We start from the raw sequence: 19737 nt of genomic DNA, 5'->3' as shown, positions 1-19737 counted from the left end.
GTTAGCCATGCCGCACACGCTGTCTACTTCCGAAAAAGTCGAACCGATTGGGCACTGAAAAGGCGTCGCCGCCTGAGCAAGCCACAACAGGAACTCGCGCGACAGTCTTTCGTAATTGTTCTTCGGCGGTCGTCGCCGTGGTCGCCCTCATCAGAAATACAACGAAGCATCCGTTTGGAGACGGCAAATGAAAATGAAGCAAATAGCAGCAGCAGCAGTTTTTGCGTTGAGCGCTTCGGCGTTCGCCCAGAGCAGTGTGACGCTCTACGGAATTGTAGATACAGGCATCGAGTACGTATCCCATGCGAATGTCAAAGGCGACAGCGTGATTCGTATGCCTGGCATTACCGGTGAGGTCCCGTCGCGCTGGGGGATGCGTGGAGCGGAGGACCTTGGAGGGGGCTACAAGGCGGTCTTTACGCTGGAAAGCGGCTTCAATGTGCGCGGCGGTGACCTCGGGCAGGGCGGCCGCCTCTTCGGTCGTCAGGCATGGGTTGGAGTCAGCGGTCCGTACGGTCAGCTGTCGTTTGGTCGTCAATACACGATGACGTTCTGGGCAAACACCGATTCAGACATAATTGGTCCGGATATCTACGGGCTCGGTTCACTCGATGCATACATCCCAAATGCGCGTAGCGATAACACGATTGCCTACAAGGGGACCTTCAGCGGCCTGACCATCGGTGCCACCTACTCATTCGGCCGCGACAGCGCCGGCACCGGTAACTCCCCGGGCCAAGGCACGTGCGCAGGGCAGATTGCAGGTTCGCCTACAAACTGCCGTCAATGGTCGGCGATGCTGAAATATGACTCAACGAACTTTGGCCTCGCAGCGGCATATGACGAACAGCGCGGTGGAGCGACTGCCGCGGCAAACTTCTTTAATGGTGTGGCGCCGGTCGCCTTGACCAACGGCGCAGACAAGGACGTCCGTATTCAGCTGGATGGATGGGCGAGCCTGTATGGTGTCAAGATTGGTGGTGGTTGGCTCGGCCGTCGCGTCGCCACCGACTCGCCTGCGGTTCCAAACGTTAACTCCGATTTGTTTTACTTAGGAGCGTCGTACGTGATAACACCTGCCATAATAATCGATGGTGAGGGTTACCGAATCGTGAACGCAAAGCAGAATGCACGCGCAACGATGGGTACATTGCGCGGAACCTATCTCCTTTCGAAACGCACCTCGGTCTACCTGCAAGGCTCGTATCTCGGCAACAGCGCACACGCAGCCTACTCGGTCAGCTCAGGCGGGGGCGGTACCACACCAGCTCCGGGCAATGATCAGGTCGGCATTATGGCTGGCATCCGCCACATGTTCTAACCACACGACCGGTCCGTCGCCTCGGAAACAAGACCAAGCGGTGTTCAAATGGCCGCCGCTTGGCGACCTCCGGCTATGTATGTGACAAGGCAGTCTCTACGTGGTGCTTCTATTCTTGTAGATTTCCCTCCATAATAAACGCGAACTCTCTCAACAATCGAGATTGCTGAAGTTCTTCATTCTGATCAATAGTTTTCACAAGTTATCGATTCCCTCTCTGCTGAAGTAGAAATTGCCATCCGCGTCGCAACCGTCAAACAACTTAGAAGCAATTTTCCAACTCCTCGGGGCCCCGAGCTGATCAGAAAGCTAACCGAGCCTTCTGGTGCTAATCACTCTGTGACAATATCAGGGTTGCCCGGGATCGCGGTCTGAACTCTACATCCTCCGGCTCGCTGGGCTTTGTATCAATATGACGCTAAACAAGTCCAACGATTAGATTAGTCGGAATTCCACCGATTCAATATTCTCACATTTAATCTCTCTCAGGAAATATGGAGATACCCATTGGATGGCGTATCGAGACTAGCTCCTTACCCTAAGGATATCGTCGTCTCATCGAACGAAAAGTTTGCGAGTAGTTGAAGAACTGACTACGTGAGGCACTCGGCGGCGGCCGTGAGACCCGATCTCGGTTCAGTCACGCAGCGCGACAGATCGATGCAACACGCGCGATAACTAGCTTGCGTTGTGCGAACTGCACTAAAGCGCTTAAAGACGACGATTTCACAATGAAATATCAATCGAAGACAGGTGGCGAGCAGCGTTCGCCTTTGCCGTCGGCGAACGCCTGATGAGCAAGTTCTCCGAACGGCCGCAGTCAGCCTCCGCGAATAGGCAAGCCAGTTCGTCTGACTGGGAGAACTACTGCTGCCCTACCCGAGAGCAAGAGACGCGATATACCCGACGCACTAGATCGACTTAAAAAAGAAGAATCATTCTGTCCCATATTTTCAACGTCATCGGAATCCCTAGTTTCCTTCACTCTGTTTTGGCGATATCTTTTGTTGCGCTTGCTACGGCATCTAGCCACTCTGGTACTGACAATGGAAGGCCTTGACCTCAATTTGATTCCCTATTTAGTTGCAATAGAGGAAACACGCAACGTCAGTCGAGCGGCCGAACGGCTCGGGGTGAACCAACCACGGGTAAGCACAGCACTCGGCAAATTGCGCGATTATTTTCGCGATCCATTATTCGTGCGCACTTCGCATGGCATGGAGCCTACGCCGCGCGCGCTTGCGCTGATACCGGCGGCGCGCGATGTTCTGAATCGAATTGAAAAGGGCATGCTCGAAACAGAAGATTTCGATCCAAAGACCTGTGCCCACACTTTTTCTATCGCACTCTCTGATGTAGGTGAAATCGTATTTCTACCAAGACTCCTGCAGGAGTTTTCGGTCAGAGCACCAAACGCAAATCTGCGTTCGGTGTCACTGGCCCCCGATTCTATCGAACGCGGCCTCGAGTCCGGTGACGTAGATCTCGCCGTAGGATATTTTCCCGATCTTGATGGCAACAACTTCTTCCAGCAGCGCCTCTTCACACATCGGTTCATCTGCATGATGCGATCTGACCATCTGCTTGCCAAGCGGGCTATTACGGTTGAGGAGTTCCTTTCCGTCGGTCATGCAGTTGTCCGTGCGGGAGGGCGAAGCCAAGAGGTCCTTGAGCAATATTTAGAAAAAAAGCGATTATGTCGTCGTGCAGTGCTGGAGACACCGCACTTTATGAGTCTGCCGCTTATCCTTACGCGTACCAATCTAATCGCTACCGTGCCGCATGCGATCGGCTTTGCTTACCTCGATGATCACGCATCCATCGTGCTTGCGGAACCACCGTTGCCGCTCCCAAGATTCGACCTGAAACAGCACTGGCATCGGAAGTTCCACAATTCTCCTCGCGGAGCGTGGCTGCGAAAACTTGTCTCCGAACTATTTAACGACGTCATGGACGAGTGGCCGAGATAAGGCGTAGAAGGCCTGCAATCGACGACTACTTTTCTATACCCGAACATGGTTGGCCAGCCTCGGTGCGACGGATTCTCCACTCATTTGTTTGCGCACGCCGACCAAATCCAATGCGAGGTAATTTCGGGTTTCAGACTTCCGTTTGGGCAACAGCCCATTTCATTCGCAGACGACAGTCCTCTTTTCTCAGTCGCGACTCCTGAGTAGCGCAGGTCCGGATCCTCAATCGAGATTCTATCGCTCGGCTGGCTTCTTCTTCCACAGTATCTCGCAAGAGTCGCCAATGTATTGACTATAACCAGAATCGTTGGCTTTCCTGGCAGCTATAAGATCTGGGTGACCATTGATGGCGGTCTCTGGAGGTAGGTTTTCGGGCTTGAGCATCGCCAATCATATCCTTTGGCAATTCAGGCCGCTTAACACGAAGACGGTCTTCGGCTGAGATTTTTTTCAGACAATTCTTTCGAGTCACATCAGGCAGTTCCGCGAGCCAGATGAACCTTGCGCTTCGACCAGGTTGTATGGAATTTCAAGAACATCGAAGGTGCAATAACCAGCGAACTCGACTCTGTGACTTTGGCTACGTGGGTGATCAACAGTACAAAGATTTCTTCAGAACACACCTACGGTTTCTCCGCCAGCTGTATGCTGACATCCATTTATGTTGAGGTTGCCAGGCAATTTGAACATCAAAACAAAGAAACCGCGCTATCCGGTTACCGATCCTATTGCTCAAGATTACTGTATTTACCGCTATCCACTCAGTAATACCAATTTTTCCATCTCCGCGTAGCTCGGGTGCCGTTTGTCTGCGCGCCCGGCTCATTGAATGAGAAAAAGACCTTGCACTATACAGTCTCTGAACACAGAAACCCGTCGATCTGTCGACCGATCAGCCGACGCGCATCCACATAGGGATCCGTCAGAATCTCTAAATGGACACGGACGAACGCTTACCACGCTCCACCACGAAATCTCATTAGACAAAAGTGCGATCGAGTTGTTTCGTCATCCTTGCAGCCGAATGCGTGAACGAAACTATCTACTTGGCCGGCCTTTTTCAGCCTCCATGCCACCAGCAGCCATATAACATGCCACCTTGAGCTTTCCTGAACTCAGAACCGGGCGGCTGCCGGAGTAGTCGTCTGGCAATTGTCAGACATCGCCATTCGGATTAGCATCTTGCACGGCAACAACCTTGCCGTATCAAGCTTGGCTAACGTGTCCTAACGTGTCTTGCCCTGCGCGCTCTTGGTATAGTCGGTACGCGTTTCCAAATCTACCGAACGATCAAACTCGCAGGGGTCGGCACCTTGTAAGGCGAGATTGACGCGCACAGACAGCGATAGAGCGACGGGATTCCACCGCCCTCCCCATCATAGAAGACCAGCGCAATTCGCTTGCTATATGACTGGTCCCTTGGGACGCTCAGTCAGAGGTGACATTACCGCCCCCCGCCCCCGCCGTCGCAGCCCCTCATCAGGTCGCTGGCATCCCAAAGCACCGCATTCCGGCATCGAGGCTTCCGCTTCCGAGCGCTTCCTGCAGAAGTTCGCATCTCCTTTCATGTAATCGCTATCATTCTAGAAACGTCTATGACAAACGTCATTTTTTGTGAGGTGAGATCCCGTAAATATCTGCTTTTAAGGTGTATTCCCTGAATCTAATAGACTCAACAGCGATTGATTTTTTGGCTATCATGAAAGCGATTTCTTGACGCGGCATCTCTTGAAAGGCGGACGCAGCGCAGAAACAGCACGCCCAACAAACCGGGTAGCTAAAACCCGCGCGAACGCACCGGCGGCATATCGCTCACACGAAACGTCCTGTTGCACCTCCACGCATCTAGGAGGCACCCGAGCGGCCGCCGTAACGATCTCGCTACTCATCAAAGAAAATTAGGAGGCCGATCCCGAAAACCCTCACGGTTGGACCTTGATTCATCGGTAACTACTTTCCACCTTGAACATCCACCTCGCATGAGGCATGTGATTGCGAGAATGGAGGAGACTTTCGACATGAAAATGAGATTCGCTATAGGAACCCTGCTGACCACAGGGACCGCTCTCGCAGCAGGTCAGGCGTTCGCCCAATCGAGCGTCACGCTATATGGCGTGTTCGATACCGGCATCGCTTACCAATCCAGTTCGACAACTCTGGGATCGACGTCGGGCGGTCGTTCGGCGATCAAGATGATTTCGGGCGTATGGGCGGGAAGCCGCTTCGGCCTGAAGGGCACGGAAGATCTCGGCGGGGGTACCAAAGCAATCTTCACCTTGGAGCAAGGCTTCACCAGCGGGACTGGCGCACAGTCAACATCCGGGCTGATGTTCAGTCGCCAGGCGTTCGTGGGTATGACAAACGACACCTACGGCACGTTGACCGCCGGTCGTCAATACGCGTCGTACTATCAGTTGATGAGCCCGTATAGTCCGACGGTGTGGCTCACCGGATCGTTCGGCGCTCACCCGGGCGATCTCGACGGGCTCGACACGGTTTATCGCGCGAACAACACGCTGCTGTACATGTCGCCAACGCTGTATGGGTTCAAGTTCAGCGGCTCCTACTCGCTCGGAGGTGTGGCGGGTAGTTTCAACCGCGGGTCCACGATATCCGCCGCCGTCAATTACGCGCAAGGGCCGGTCGGCGCGACGGTCGCCTATTCGCGGATCAACAATTCCACGCCGGGTGGCGGCCCATTCGGTGCGGATTCCACGACCTCGAATGCGGGTGCTCAGGCTGGCGTCTCAGCTGTGACCAACGGTTACCAGACTGCGCAGTCGCAACAACGCTTCGCGGTGGGCGGCCTGTATCGGTTCAGCCCAGAGTTCGATATCTCGGCCACGTATACAAACGTCCAGTACTCACCGGGGGTTGGCTCCTCGTTCCGCAGTGAAGTCGTGTTTAACACTGGCGGTCTGGTGTTGCACTGGAAGCCGCTCGCGAGCTGGGATTTCGGTGCCGGCTACAGTTACACGGCCTCATCGAAAGCGAACGGGATTACGAGCGCGGCGAGATATCAGCAATTCAACCTGTCGCAGTACTATTCCCTGTCGAAACGGACTGGCTTCTGGATTCTCGAGGCTTATCAGCGTGCTAGCGGACAAACGCTCGGCACGAACGGCAAATCGATCATCAACGCCACGGCAACGATCGGCGATGGCTTTTCGAGCACCCCATCGTCGTCGCGGAGCATGGTCGCGGTGGGCGCGGGTATCACGCACCGGTTCTAAAACGGTGAGCCCGGGCGGCGAAAAGACTACGCCGCCACCCGGGCGATTCTCATGCTCGGGGCTTTGCCTGCCGGGTCAACCCCGGCAAGGTTCTCAAGGCTTACTGTGCGCGACCGCTGCTTGCGCGCTCAAAGTCGACCCAGCCCGGGAATCCATCCTGATATAGCCGATGGACGAAATCGCGGCCACTAGAGCCATCGCGAAAAACACGACCCGGAAGTTGTGCATGCTGTAGTGGTTAGCCAATCCGCTGCTGGCGATAGCCCATTGCATCGCGACCGCGCCAAACGCTATGCCCAATGCCATAGCAGCTTGCTGAAACGTGCTGTAGAGTGTGCTTGCGCTATTCATCGCCTCGGTACCGATGTCAGCGAACGCAATGGTGTTGAGACAGGTGAATTGCACCGACCTCGCGACGCCACATCCGAACAGAATCATACCGATCACCCATTCCGGGATTCCGGGACGGATGAGGCAGCATACGCAATACATGAAGCCGACAATCAGCGAATTGCAGGACATCGTGCGTCGGAAACCGAATCTCCGCACGATCTTCAACACAACCGACTTCGTGCCCAACGTGCCCACTGCTGAGGCCAGAAACAGCAGCCCCGCTTTGAATGCGCTGAAGCCGAGCCCCGCTTGCAACAGCAACGGCATGACAAATGGCAATGCGCCGATCGATACGCGTGTCACCGAACCCGTCAGAACCGTAACCGAAAAAGTCGGAATGCGGAAAACGGAAAAATCCGTCAATGGATATCGAACACGGGTCGAATGCCTCGCTGTAGCCAACCCGAGAAATACGCCGGCACCGATCAGTGTCAGGCCCGTCGTCAGCGTATCGGCCGATCCCGCGTATTCGGCGCCGGCGAGAATGCATGTCAACGCCCCGCCGCCCATCAGAAATCCAGTCCAGTCGAAGGGTCTTCGCTGCCTCGTGCAAAAGGACGGCACGCAGCGCAGCGTGTATAGCAATCCCACAATGCCAAACGGCACGTTGATAATGAAGATGCCGCGCCAACCCAGATACGTTGTGATGAAGCCGCCAAGCGGCGGTCCGAGGATCGGCGCGACGAGTCCAGGCATCGTCACCGTGTTCAGCACTTTCAGCAGTTCCTCTTTCCGGCTGACCCTGAGCACGATCAGCCTGCCGACCGGAACCATCGCCGCGCCCGCCATCCCTTGAAGGATCCGCGCCATCATCAGCGATTGCACGCTCCAGCAGAGACCGCACAGCGCCGAGCTGACGCTGAACAGCCCGACCGCGGCAGCGAACACATGACGTGGTTCCCAGCGGTCGGCAATCCATCCGCTCACCGGAATGCAGACTGCCAGCGTCAGCATGTACACGGACATCAGAACGCTGAGCGACGTCGCCGCGACGCCGAACGATCTCGCGATCTGCGGCAATGCAGTGGACAGGATGGTGCCGTCCAGGTTTTCCATGAAGAACGACACCGCTACGACAAAAATGATGACTTTGTTTTGCGAAGGCTGTACCGAGGTCTTGTCTCCGCTCATGATGGTCCGTGTGGCGTCCACTCGCCGCGTGGGTTGCCTGTCATGTCATCCCAAACCCAAGCACTCACTCTGCCTTTCCGCGAAATGACGCCGGCGTGTTGACCTCGAGTTTTGTACTTTTCTCCTCGCTTTCGATAATCGCGCGCGCCCCTTGCAGCGCTTTTTCATATCGCGCCTTCTCTTTTGCCACACGCTCCGGCGTCCATCGGTAAAAGCCGTCTTTCGCTTTCATGCCGATGTTGCCCTCTTCGACCAGCTCGCTCATATACCGACTCGGCGTGGCATCGTTGCAGAGATCCGGATAGATCGTGGCGCCGGCTGCACAGTGGATATCGAGCCCCGCGTGATCGCGTTGCAGCAGCGGGCCCGCGGCAATGTAGCGGAACCCGAATCCATATCTGACGGCGTTGTCGACGTCTTCAGGCGTAGCGATGCCACGCTCGACGAGATTGATCGCTTCCCGTGAAAGCGCGTGCTGGATGCGATTGGCGAGAAAACCCGGAATATCGAGCTTCACGCGCACCGGCACTTTGCCGACGCCGCGGAGATACGCCGCCACGCGGTCGGCGACTTTCACATCCGTCAGACGCGAACACACGACTTCGACTGCCGGAACGATATGCGCCGGCATGAAGTAATGCGTGCCCACCATTCTTTGCTGGGACTTCATGCCTTCTCCGATCTTGCCGATCGGAATGGCCGAGGAATTGCTGCAAAGCGGAGTGTCCGGATTGGCGAGTGCTTCGAGTTCGGCGAAGATTTCCCGCTTGATGTCGATGTTCTCTGGCACTGCTTCGATCACGAGATCGATCTGTTTCCACGGAACGGACGACAATTCCAGATGATGGGTGAATGCCACATCTTCGAACGTTTTCCCAAGCTTGCTCATCGCCGATCGCAGACGCTGCGGCATCGTGTCCAGCATGACGTCCGCCGGATTCACAATGTGAGCCGCCCAACCGCACGCCGCGAAACTGGCCGCGATATCGGCTCCCATCGTGCCGCCACCGATCACGGCAATTGCTTTTCCAGCACCAGAAACTTCTTCAAGATTGTTACTCGCCATACCTTGCTCCATTCTTAGGCGGATTTGATGAACTGATTCGTGTAATAGTCAGTTGCGGGCATATCGGACTTGATGCCGCCGTATTTCCTCATGATATCCAGCGTCTTCTCCATATCGGCCGGATTCATGTAGCCAGTCGGCGTGGTGTTGGTTGCCAGCCCCTGGAATACCTGAAGACTGTCCCGGATCACTTTGATGTTCAGCGGTGTCGTACTGAGTTTCATCAGCGCATCGACAGCGGCTTCGGGCTCCTTGAGCGCGGCCTGCCACGAACGTTGCACGCCTTTGACGACCTTCGCGACCAGCTCGGGACGCTCTTTCAGCGTGTCCACATGAGCGATGACCCCAGAACCGAGGCACGCGACGCCAAGATCCGCATAAGTCACGCACTTCGCGTTGAATCCATTGGCCCTCAGTGTTACCGGCTGGTCCGACGATCCGCCGAAGGACGCGTCGACACGCCCTTCGCGAAGGGCGGCAAGGCTGGCCGTGCCGTCGAGATACACCATTTCGACGTCGCCCTCCTTCATGTTGTTGGCTGCAAGCACGGCAGGCCAGATCTGCGAGTTGCCGTCGCCGGGTGTTGCGGACACTTTCTTGCCGATCAGGTCGCGCGCGGTCTTGATCTCCAATCCGCGACCGGAAATCCACAGCACACCGAGGTTGCTTTTGGCAAGCGTCATCACTTCGACAATCGGGATTCCTTGCCCGCGTGCCACCATGACGGCGCCAGTGTCTGCCCACGCGAACATGTCGTTTTTCGAACCCACCTGCCGGGCCGTCGCACCGGAACCTTTTCCTTGCGCGACTTCCAGGTCGATGCCCAATTCGCGGAAATAGCCGCGCGAGACACCCAATACCACTGGCGAATAATTACCGATCCACGACCAGTTGAAACGGAACGTCACCTTTTCCAACTGCTGTGCTTTCGCGCTTCCTGTTCCCAGTGCAAGCGCCGCCACGGACGCGGCAGCGCCCACCATGAACTCACGTCTCGTACCCATCAATGTCTCCTCGGCCCTTTTGTGAATGCCACGGCCCTGAAAAATCAACCTGTTTGAAAGCCACCTCAATATTTGATGATTCCCCGACGCATGAAGCTCTCGGTGATGCGATCGCAATACTCGACGAATTTCTTGCTGCTCAGGATTTCTTTGGTGCGTGGCCGGGGAAGATCGACAGTAATGATTTCGTCGACCTGTCCGGGGCGTGGCGTCATCACGATGATTCGGTCCGATAGCGCGACTGCCTCGGCAATCCCGTGTGTGATGAAGAGCACCGTCGGACGTCGCTTGAGCCACATTTTTTCGAGATCGATGCGCATCTGCTCGCGTGTCAGCGCATCAAGCGCGCCAAACGGTTCGTCAAAGAACAACACGGACGGATCGTGAACGAGTGCGCGGCAGATCGCGGCGCGTTGCCGCATACCCCCCGACAACTCCGATGGATACTTGTTCGCGAACTCCTTGAGCCCCGTTTGCTCGAGCAGTTCATACGCTCGAATCTGCATGCTTTCTTTCGGAAGACGGCGAATCTCCGCCTGCAGCATGATGTTTTCGAGAACAGTTCGCCATTCGTAGAGCGCATGCTCCTGAAAGACGATGCCGATATCGGTGAAAGGCTTCTGAACGGTCTTTCCGCCGATCGTCACCGATCCGCCGGACGACTTCTCCAGACCAGCGGCCATCAGCAGCAACGTGCTTTTCCCACATCCGCTCGGCCCGAGTACCGACACGAATTCGCCCTTGCCGATCGTAAATGATGTCTCGTTGAGCGCGAGCAGATCGCCGTCGTCGGTTTCATAGACTTTCTTCAATCGATCGATCGACAGTTGCGCATCGGACATCTTCGAACCTGCCTGTGCTGTTTGCAGCATTTCGTCTCCTCCGGCCTTAGATAACAGACCGACGTGTTTACTTGCGCTGAGTCGAACGATAGCCGGTGGTGAAACGCTCAGCTAATTCGACAACGAAATAGAGAACGATACCCATCGCACTCAGGATCAGCATTCCCGCGAAAGCGAGCTTCGTATTCATCTGTCCATTGGCAACGAGAACCAGATAACCCAGCCCTTCCTGCGATGCGATGAATTCACCGACGATTGCCCCGATTGCCGATGAAGCCATGGCCATCTTCAGACCCGCAAAGATATTGGGCAATGCATGAGGAAGTCGGACCTTGAAGAACAGATCCATCCGCGTCGCCCCCATCGATTGCGCGACGCGCAACGGCTGAGGATGCAAGGAGGTGAAGCCCACGGTGGACTGAATCACCACCGCAAAGAACGAGATCAGCACGGCGATCAGAAGCTTCGGCAGAAACCCGAATCCGAACCAGATAACGAACAGCGGCGCGACCGCGATCTTTGGAATGGTCTGGGAGAACACGATCAGCGGGTAGACGGTGCGCCTCGCCAACGGGGAAAACGAAATTAATAATGACAGGGACACGCCCACGATCACCGACACGACGAAAGAAGCGAAGATCACCAGCAGCGTTGCCTGGCCTTGATGTGCCAGCATCCCTGCATTGTCATAGATCACCGAAAAGATCTCCGACGGTGCCGGCAGCAAATACGACGGAATATGAAACAGTCGAACGAGTGCCTGCCAGATCGCAAAGAATGCAGCGACTGCGAGAACGGGATAGAGGCCTGCAATCTTCGACGCCCTGGATCTTTTCTTTTTCATAGAACTATCCGTACGCCAGAGCGTAGATTTTGTAAGTTTGCGATGTGATTCCACAATGTCGTCTCCAATAAAACTTCAATGAGGCTGTCCGACGGCGCGATGGCATGCCTGCTAGTGGCCAACCTCATTTGCTCTATCGCTCAAACCAGCCGTGGTACTTTGGATGACTGGGTCCGATGGGAAAGTCCACGACCGTATGCGTGTCATTGGACATAAACAATGCCGTTACCAGTTCGATCGATGCGCGCGCGTCAGACAGAGTGACCGGAAACGACGCACCTGACTCGAGCGCGTCGTGGAACAATTCGTACTGGCGGGCGAACCATTTCGAGGCGGGCGACAGTTCCGCCATCTTTTTCTCGATCGCATCCTGCAGCTCCGGCTTTCGGGGAATGACAGTCCAGGGATCATCGCCGGGGCGCGACGAGTTCTCGTCGTAACCCACTTTCTCGAAGGTCACGTTCTCGAAGCACAACCGAAGGCGCGTCACCTGTCGCGCCGAGCCAAGCGTCGCGGATAGCGATGCGAGTGAGCCGTCCAACATCTGCAGGCTTGCCACCGCGCAATCTTCCACTTCGATCGGATTGACTCGCGTGGTCTTGAAACACGCGGCCGCCTTGACCGGGCCGATTAGCCACATCAGTACATCGTGAATGTGGATCGATTGTGTGAGCAACACACCACCCAGTTCCGTGGCGAACTTGCCTCGCCAGGCGACCTGATAGTAGTCGGCGTCGCGACGCTTGGCGGTATCGATACTCGATACGAAATGCCGGCCGGCGAGTCCCGACTGAATCACGTGCCGCACCTTGGCAAGTCCGTCGCCGAAGCGGTACTGGAAAATCGGCATCACGCGTGCAGACGACACTTTCTCCGCTTCGATGACAGCATCCACCTCCGCAAGCGACGCGACGAACGGCTTCTCGCACACGACGTGCTTGCCGTGCTTCAGGCACGCCATGATCATCGGATAGTGCAGCGAAGGCGGCGTGCAGATGATCACGACATCGACGTCCGGCATCGCCAGCACCTGCTCAAGGTCGCCTGATACGCGAGGCACGTCGTGCTTCAGCGCAAACGACCGGGCTCGCTCGATATCCTTGTCACAACTCACCAGCACGCGAAACCTGTCTTTCAGATGGGCGAGACCATCGTCGATATGCCAGTCCGCGACCCATCCGCAACCGACAATAGCGGCATTCAACACGCTCGCCTTCAAGTCACTCGCTTTCGACGTCATCACCGAAGCCCCGTGAATTTCGGCTCGCGCTTTTCGGCAAAGGATGCGAGGCCTTCGGCACGATCCGGCGTCGTCTGGTTGCGCACCACCATCATGCGTTCGAACGCGATGCCGTTCTCCTGCGTCGCGCCCACCGCCACACGCATGCACGCCTTCATGGCCTGCACCGCCAGTGGACCGCGCAGGGAAATCGTCTCGGCAATCGCGAGCGCACGCGATACCGTCAGGTTCGGCTCGCAGATCTCGACCACATAACCGAACTCCTTGGCAGTGTGTGCGGTGATAGGCTCCCCGGTCATGATCATGTAGGCCGCCATCGCCGGCCCGACCTTGCGGGGCAGTCGCTGCGTTCCACCGTCCCCTGCCATGCCCGCCGTCTTTGCTTCCGGCTGCCCAAAAAGTGCATTGGAGCCGGCGATCACGAAATCACAGCACATCGCCAGCTCGTTGCCCGCGCCGTAGGTATAGCCGTTTGCGGCGGCGATGAATGGCTTCGGGAAGCGCTCGATCTCCTCCCACGCGGCGGCCCGCTCCACGTCGTTCACGACCTTCGAAGCGCCGAATCGGTGCATGTTCTTCAGATCGGCGCCGGCCGAGAACGCTGTCTCGTCGCCCGTAATCACCACGCACCGAACCTGCGGATCATCCTTGAACGCCCGTAGCAAACGACCAATTTCGATGACCATGCCATTTGTCATCGCATTACGCTTTTCGGGACGTGCAATCCTGATCAGGCGGACGTGATTCGATACGCTGACCGACTCGATGAACTGACTATCGTCGGGGACTGTGCTGTTTGAATCCATCATCCTTGTCTCGTTCTCGTTGAACTATGCTGCGGGTAAGGCGACGCGACAGCGTCGCCGGATTAGCCGGCCGGAAGCATGTCTCGATTACCGAACTGGGTCTCCTCGAAAGCTTCGTCGAGATCTCGCCGGTCACCGGCGGTCAGTTCCGGGAATGGCGCGCGGACCTTCATGCTCGGTATGACGCCTTGACGCATCAACACATATTTGATGCGCACGCGGTAGTCGCGAATGGGTGGCCGCCAGCAGATGCGCGCGATCGGCGCGATCCGGTTCCAGATTTCGTAGGCCTCGGTGATTTTCTTTTCCGCCGCGAGCTCGTACATGTCGACCAGCGCCGCGGTTGCGGTGGCGGCGAGACCAATCAGCGCACCGTTGCAGCCCATCAGAATCGCCTCGAGAACGAACGTATCGCTACCGGTCATCAGGCCAATCGGCCGCTCGATGCGCGAGTTCTCTTTGACGTTCGCCACTGTGTGGTCGACATTGAACGCGGCATCCTTGATCGACACGATGTTCCGGATCTTCGATAGTTCCGAGATGCTGCCGGCCGGATAACTGATGAAGTTCGTTTCAAAAGCGATCAGCGGAACGTCGACTCCCTTCGCGATGTCCGCGTGGAAATCCGCGACCATCGACGCGGATACCGGACCCAGGAAAGCAGGCACCGGCGGAAATACGACCAGCGCTTCGGCACCCGCCTCGACCATCTGGCGCCCCAGATCGACTGCGGCGGGCGCGTTCGTCGTATTGACGCCCGACACCAACGTGCACTTGCCATGCAGGACTTGCTTCGCGCGCCGGATCACGTCGATCTGTTCGGCAAGCGTCAGCGAACTGACTTCGCTGACCGCCATGTTCATCGCGATGGCCTTGGGGCGACCCGCCGCCACACTTTCGAGATACCGGTCGAACACATACCAATCTATGGAACCGCTTTCATAAAAAGGTATCACAGGTGCTGCAATGATTCCAGATGCCAAATCCATCGGTCGAATCCTCCGAATATTCGGTCAATGCCGATTATCCCCAGCACGCGGGCAATGGTTTTATGCGAATGTTTATCTATTGTGAAACCGCTTTCTTATGAGTGTCAATCGGTGACAGCCCGGCGCGTGTCATCGGATCGTCTGCCACTCGCCGTGTTTCTTGACCTGCCCTTCGTCGAAGTTGAATCCGAGCCCGCTCGCCTGATGCAACTGCACGTGCCCATGCTTGAACTCCAGTTGTCGATCGAGAAGCCGGCGGAAATTCAGCACCTGGTCATCCGGGAAGAACTCGACATAGCGTGCGTTGGGCGTCGCTGCGACCAGCGGAGCGTGCAGATCGTGGAACCAGTGCGGGCACAAGACCACGCCGTAGCTTGCAGCGGTCGCCGCGATCCGCTTCCATTCGGTGATGCCGCCGCACACCGCCGCGTCCGTTTGCAGGATCGATGCGCCACCGCTATCGAGCAACGCCTTGTGATACCAGCGGCCGTAGCCGATCTCCGCGGTTGCGATCGGCACGTGCGTGGCGCTCGCGAGCCGCGCATGATTTTCGATATCGTCGGGACCGAACGGCTCTTCGATGAAATACGGGTCGAATTCCTCGATACGTCTCACGTATTGCAAGGCTTCGGTGAGATCCTGCCAGGCGTTGTTGCAATCGAGCATCAGCTCGACATCCGGACCCACAGCTTCCCTCGCCGCGCGAACTCGTGCCGCTTCGTCTTTCGGAGACAGTCGCCCGGTTTTCATCTTGACGGCGCGAAAGCCGAGTTCCGTGTACTTGAGCATTTCTTCGCCCAGCATGGCGTCGGTCTTGCCTTCCAGGTAGTAGCCTCCGCTTGCGTAGGCCGGCACCTCGGTGGCGGCTGCCGCGCCCAGGTACTGATGAAGCGGCAGCTTGTTGGTGCGGGCGTTCAGGTCCCATAGCGCTGTATCGATGGTGCTGATCGCTCTCATCACGACGCCTGAGCGCCCCTGCAATAGCGACTCCTGATACATCGACGACCACAGGTCCTCGATTTCATACGAATCGCGGCCCAGCACGATCGGCGCCAGCAGCGATGCCACGGCTTCGTTGAAAATCCGGCCCGCGGCGCTACCGATGTAGCAGAAACCGATCCCCTCTACACCTTCCTGGGAGCGGATCTTGACGAGTCCATAGTGGCGAATTGCCACGCTTCGGTTCGAGAACGACGTCGTGCGATCCAGCGGAACGCTTGCGGTACAGACGTCGATAGAGGAGATCTTTGGCATCTGGCTATCCCTGCGAATGTTCGAGACGAATAGAGAGTGTCGTGCAGGCAAATTGTGTCGGCTGGCAAGGTTGCGAACAACCGCACACGCTCGTCTTCAGACAACGGAATTTCCTGCTTTCACCTGTGAATGTCGAGGAGCCCGGAAGATGCGGAAAAACCCTTGATGTCCAGCGTCTACGCGTTCAATGGCCTCCAAATAGATAGAACGACACATCGTTTTTTTCGACTACAATCGGTCAACCGCAACTCGCTGGTGTCGTTCGCTATGGATTCCAGATTTCTGCAAAGCTTTCTATGCGTGGTTGAATTGGGCTCGATCGCGGAGGCGGCACGTCACCTGGATCTCGCGCCTGCGTCGATTGCACAACGTCTGAAGGCGCTGGAAGATATTCTCGGAACGCCGTTAATCGTGCGCGTAGGAAGAACGGTCAAGCCGACCATTGCAGGCCTGAAAATCGTCGATCACGCACGCACGGTGCTTCGCGATGTTCGAACACTGAAATCCGCCGCATCTGAAACGGGGCTTCCGGCCGGCCCCTTGCGTCTGGGCGCGACGCCTTCGGCGTTGCTCGAAATGGTCCCGTTGGCGCTCAAGCGATGGGTCGAGCGGCATCCCGATATCGAGATCTTCATCGAGCCGGGATCGTCCACGCACATTTACTCGAGATTGGTCAGCGGAGATATTGATGCCGGCATCCTCGTGCGTCCGCTGTTCGAGTTGCCAAAAACATTCGTCTGGCAGAGCCTGAGAGAAGAAGCGCTGATGCTGCTAACGCCTTCGTCGATGAACGTGAAGGATCCCATTCAGGCAGTCAGAGACCAGCCTTATGTGCGCTATGACCGCAATGTCGTCGGCGGCAAGCTCGCGGACGACTATCTGCGCAGGCTCAATGTACGCCCTCGCGTGCGTTTCGAACTCGATGGCATTCAGTCGATCGCACGTCTGGTTGCCGAAGGGCTGGGCGTGTCATTGCTACCCGACTGGACCTTTGCCGGCTCGCTCGACAGCCGGCTGCAGCGTCATAGCCTGCCCGAACCGTGCCCAAAGCGAACGGTCGGCGTCATGTGGCCGCATTCGTCACCGCAGTCACCGCTGGCGGAGGCCTTTCTGCAGGCGGCTTTGCCATTGTTCTCTCCGCGCTCGTCAGACCATAGGAGAGCGCTTCCGCTGAGTTGAGCTGATGTGGCTGGTCTGTACCTACCGGCTGCCTCGCTCGCAACACATCGTATCGATGAGCGTGCGGATGCCGCTCAGCGATTCCAGCTGGTCCAGCATGCCGATGACTCTCTCGACCGACGATGCGCCCAACACCGGCGTCATCAGCTGTCGTGCCTTGTCCCGGACCTGCGCGTCGGACATCGGATTCTCGATCCGGCCCAATACACACTTGTCCTGCTCCGCGCGCCAGGTCTTCCCACCCGCATCGATTTCGACGCGGGCGGCGAAATAGTCGAGATCCGCGTCGGCATCGAGAAATTCGATGCGCTGTGCTATCCGCACGACGTCTTCCGCTTCCATACGCTCTTTGTCGTGAGCGGCGTCGAACGTCAAGCGCCCATCCAGCAGCGTCACCGCGAGGCAGTAGCGCAAGTTCACGTCGGGCATTCTCGACAGATCGCCGACCACGGTGTACCAGTCCCGGTGGTAACGCAGTCTCACGCGTTCGACCTGACTAGCCATGAAACCATCGTGCGCGAGTATCTTCTCGACTGCCGCGACAGGCGCGGCAATCGGATAGCCGACCGAGTAATACTTGATGTCACTCTGCACGACCGCGTATTGCTCGCCTAGCCCGTCGATCAATGCGTCCGGCCGTGGATGTGCCGTAATGCATTCGAGCATGCTGCGACGGCTCGCATCGAGTACATCGCCCGAACCCGTGAATCCGGAATGCACGAGCATTGCCGCCTTCACGCCATTGCTCGCCGACATACCCGCGAATGCATAGCTTTTGAGCGTATGACTGCTATCGAGCCGCCATGTCGTCAGCCCCGATGCTTCCTGCGACAGATAGTTGAGCAGAATCGCGAACTTCTCTTCGTCGAATTTCAGCAACGCGCCGGCTGCATAACCCGCTCCGAACAACGGACCATACGAGTGACTCGCAAGCGACGCGCGCTTCGAACTCATGTCGGCGCCGAATGCGCTCGCGAAGCGCGTGCACATTTCATAGCCCAGCACCACCGCGCGCATGAAGTCGCGGCCGCTCGCGCCGGTCGACTCTGCGATCGCGAGCGCCGCCGGCAATACGCCGCAGCCCGGATGAGTCATGCTCTGCTGGTGCGAATCGTCGGACTCGTCGGCGTGTGCGGACATGCCGTTTGCCAGTGCGGCTTCGATCAGTGGTGCGCGCAACCGGGTGCCAATGACCGAAGCGCGCGGTTCACCTGCCGTCATTTGCACATAGCGTTGCGCCGCCCGGCCTGCGCTCATCGCCGAACCCGACACGATTGCGCCTATCGTATCGACGATGTGATTTCTCGCATGCCGTTCGACCTCCGCGGACAAATCAGTGGTTAGCGCTCGCGCTGCAAAACCGGCGACAGCCGATCCATACCTGGAAGTCAGCATGACTTGCGTCCCCCAAACGGTTCTAAAAGAAACACGGCTATCGCGGCATCGCCAATGGTGCGTAAGGCTGCTCGCGTGCGCCGATCACATTACGCAGCACGCCGATCCGGGATATATGGAGCCCGACCTCGTCACCCGGCGATAACCTGCGGCCAAGATCGAACGCCGTTCCTCCCGCGAACGCACCTGTCGCTACCACGGTCCCGGGAAGCAGCGTTTGCCCGCGGGACAGAAACGAAATGACTTCAGGCAGATTGCCGCGAATATCCGCGCCGCGCGCACTCGACCAGATCTGCCCATTCACTTCGAGAGCAAATTCGAGTTCGTCGATCGGACCTGCCTCGTCCGGCGTGACGAGACACGGCCCCATCGCGTTGCCCGTGTCGAAGTCCTTGGCCTTGCACATACCGCGTCCCTGACGCATTTCGGCCGGTTGCACGCCGCGTACGCTGGCGTCGTTGAAAATCGTATAACCGGCGATCGCGCGCTCCGCTTGCGCGACGTCCAGGTCGCGTCCACCCACGCCGACGATCGCCGCGAGTTCGCATTCCACGTCGATTTCTTCGGCATATGACGGAATGCGCAGCGCAACACCCGGCCCGACGAACGATGCCGCATTGCCCTTCCAGAATGAGCCCAGATGCACACCATGCTGGGGTGCTGGCATGCTCATACCGTGGCTCGCAGTAGCGTCACGATGACCCGGCCAGAAATTGAAATTGAACATCGCGGGCGGCGCCGGTATGGGCGCCAACAGCACGACATCGTCGATGCGATGCGATATCCGCGCACCGAGCGCCGTCGATGCGAGGCCGCGTCCGGCTACGAACCCGACCGCCTCCGACAGCCACTGCATGCCTGTTTCACCCAGCGCAAGGATCTCGGCAAGATCGGGCGGTGTCTGCGCTGTGCCGATCGCGGCCGCCGCCGCGGGCGGCACGTACTGCTCCATGAAACAGCAGCGCGCCGACGTGACGTCGACGATATCTGACACACCCATCACGCCGACGCGGCGTTGCGGCCCTAGCATCGAGTCAACGGAAAAAGTCACGAGTTTCATCAGCGAATCC

General features: G+C 57.4%; 15 protein-coding genes. 4 read left to right on the top strand and 11 right to left on the bottom strand.

Translation table 11 applies throughout. The annotated features are described in order from the left end of the window. The first annotated feature begins 187 nt into the window (after positions 1-187). The 3 genes from G3N58_RS22715 (at position 188) to G3N58_RS22705 (ending at position 6524) form a co-directional block, all read left to right on the top strand. Positions 188-1321 carry a porin gene (locus G3N58_RS22715; RefSeq protein ID WP_206000278.1) on the top strand — a complete coding sequence of 378 codons (1134 nt, stop codon included), beginning with the start codon at positions 188-190 and terminating at the stop codon, positions 1319-1321. A 1046-nt stretch (positions 1322-2367) separates the two neighbouring features. Continuing rightward, the gene (locus G3N58_RS22710; RefSeq protein WP_206000277.1) at positions 2368-3291 is read left to right on the top strand and encodes a LysR family transcriptional regulator; all 924 of its coding nucleotides are present in this window, start codon (positions 2368-2370) and stop codon (positions 3289-3291) included. Between the two features lie 2024 nt (positions 3292-5315). Continuing rightward, entirely contained in the window at positions 5316-6524 is a 1209-nt protein-coding gene (locus G3N58_RS22705; protein ID WP_206000282.1) for a porin, read from the top strand. 93 nt (positions 6525-6617) lie between these two features. Here the strand turns inward: G3N58_RS22705 and G3N58_RS22700 are convergent, their stop codons facing one another. From G3N58_RS22700 to G3N58_RS22660, 9 genes are all read right to left on the bottom strand, one after another. Further along, positions 6618-8048, bottom strand: coding sequence for an MFS transporter (locus tag G3N58_RS22700; protein WP_206000276.1), 1431 nt, complete (start codon positions 8046-8048; stop codon positions 6618-6620). A gap of 64 nt (positions 8049-8112) precedes the next feature. Beyond that, complete coding sequence (locus tag G3N58_RS22695; RefSeq protein ID WP_206000275.1) at positions 8113-9114, bottom strand: 3-hydroxyacyl-CoA dehydrogenase NAD-binding domain-containing protein; 1002 nt, start codon at positions 9112-9114, stop codon at positions 8113-8115. Between the two features lie 14 nt (positions 9115-9128). After that, the gene (locus G3N58_RS22690) at positions 9129-10118 is read right to left on the bottom strand and encodes an ABC transporter substrate-binding protein (RefSeq protein ID WP_206000274.1); all 990 of its coding nucleotides are present in this window, start codon (positions 10116-10118) and stop codon (positions 9129-9131) included. 65 nt (positions 10119-10183) lie between these two features. Beyond that, on the bottom strand, positions 10184-10960 hold the full coding sequence (locus G3N58_RS22685) for an ABC transporter ATP-binding protein (RefSeq protein WP_206000281.1): 777 nt from the start codon (positions 10958-10960) through the stop codon (positions 10184-10186). Positions 10961-11027: 67 nt separating this feature from the next. Next, complete coding sequence (locus G3N58_RS22680; RefSeq protein ID WP_206000273.1) at positions 11028-11804, bottom strand: ABC transporter permease; 777 nt, start codon at positions 11802-11804, stop codon at positions 11028-11030. Positions 11805-11937: 133 nt separating this feature from the next. Then, entirely contained in the window at positions 11938-13044 is a 1107-nt protein-coding gene (locus G3N58_RS22675; RefSeq protein WP_206000272.1) for a Gfo/Idh/MocA family oxidoreductase, read from the bottom strand. Further along, a complete protein-coding gene (locus G3N58_RS22670; protein ID WP_206000271.1) occupies positions 13044-13853 on the bottom strand; it encodes an enoyl-CoA hydratase-related protein in 810 nt (269 codons plus the stop codon). The genes G3N58_RS22675 and G3N58_RS22670 overlap by 1 nt, the downstream gene beginning before the upstream one ends. A gap of 59 nt (positions 13854-13912) precedes the next feature. Then, positions 13913-14839: a dihydrodipicolinate synthase family protein gene (locus tag G3N58_RS22665; protein WP_241017208.1), complete on the bottom strand. Its 927-nt coding sequence runs from the start codon at positions 14837-14839 to the stop codon at positions 13913-13915. A gap of 129 nt (positions 14840-14968) precedes the next feature. After that, positions 14969-16093 (bottom strand): mandelate racemase/muconate lactonizing enzyme family protein, encoded by a 1125-nt coding sequence (locus tag G3N58_RS22660; protein WP_206000269.1) that lies wholly within the window; start codon positions 16091-16093, stop codon positions 14969-14971. Positions 16094-16360: 267 nt separating this feature from the next. Here G3N58_RS22660 and G3N58_RS22655 point away from each other — a divergent pair, with 267 nt between their 5' ends. Further along, a complete protein-coding gene (locus G3N58_RS22655; protein WP_206000280.1) occupies positions 16361-17272 on the top strand; it encodes a LysR family transcriptional regulator in 912 nt (303 codons plus the stop codon). Positions 17273-17293: 21 nt separating this feature from the next. On the opposite strand, the gene G3N58_RS22650 is transcribed toward G3N58_RS22655, so the two are convergent. Both G3N58_RS22650 and G3N58_RS22645 read right to left on the bottom strand, forming a co-directional pair. Continuing rightward, entirely contained in the window at positions 17294-18667 is a 1374-nt protein-coding gene (locus G3N58_RS22650; RefSeq protein WP_206000268.1) for an MmgE/PrpD family protein, read from the bottom strand. Between the two features lie 37 nt (positions 18668-18704). Further along, positions 18705-19727 (bottom strand): fumarylacetoacetate hydrolase family protein, encoded by a 1023-nt coding sequence (locus tag G3N58_RS22645; RefSeq protein ID WP_206000267.1) that lies wholly within the window; start codon positions 19725-19727, stop codon positions 18705-18707. Between the last annotated feature and the right edge of the window lie 10 nt (positions 19728-19737).

Origin of the sequence: Paraburkholderia sp. Ac-20342 (assembly GCF_017104985.1) — a bacterium.
In the GTDB taxonomy this organism is placed as follows: domain Bacteria; phylum Pseudomonadota; class Gammaproteobacteria; order Burkholderiales; family Burkholderiaceae; genus Paraburkholderia.
Note: the sequence above shows the minus strand (reverse complement) of the source record. Positions and strands in the feature narration are given on the sequence as shown.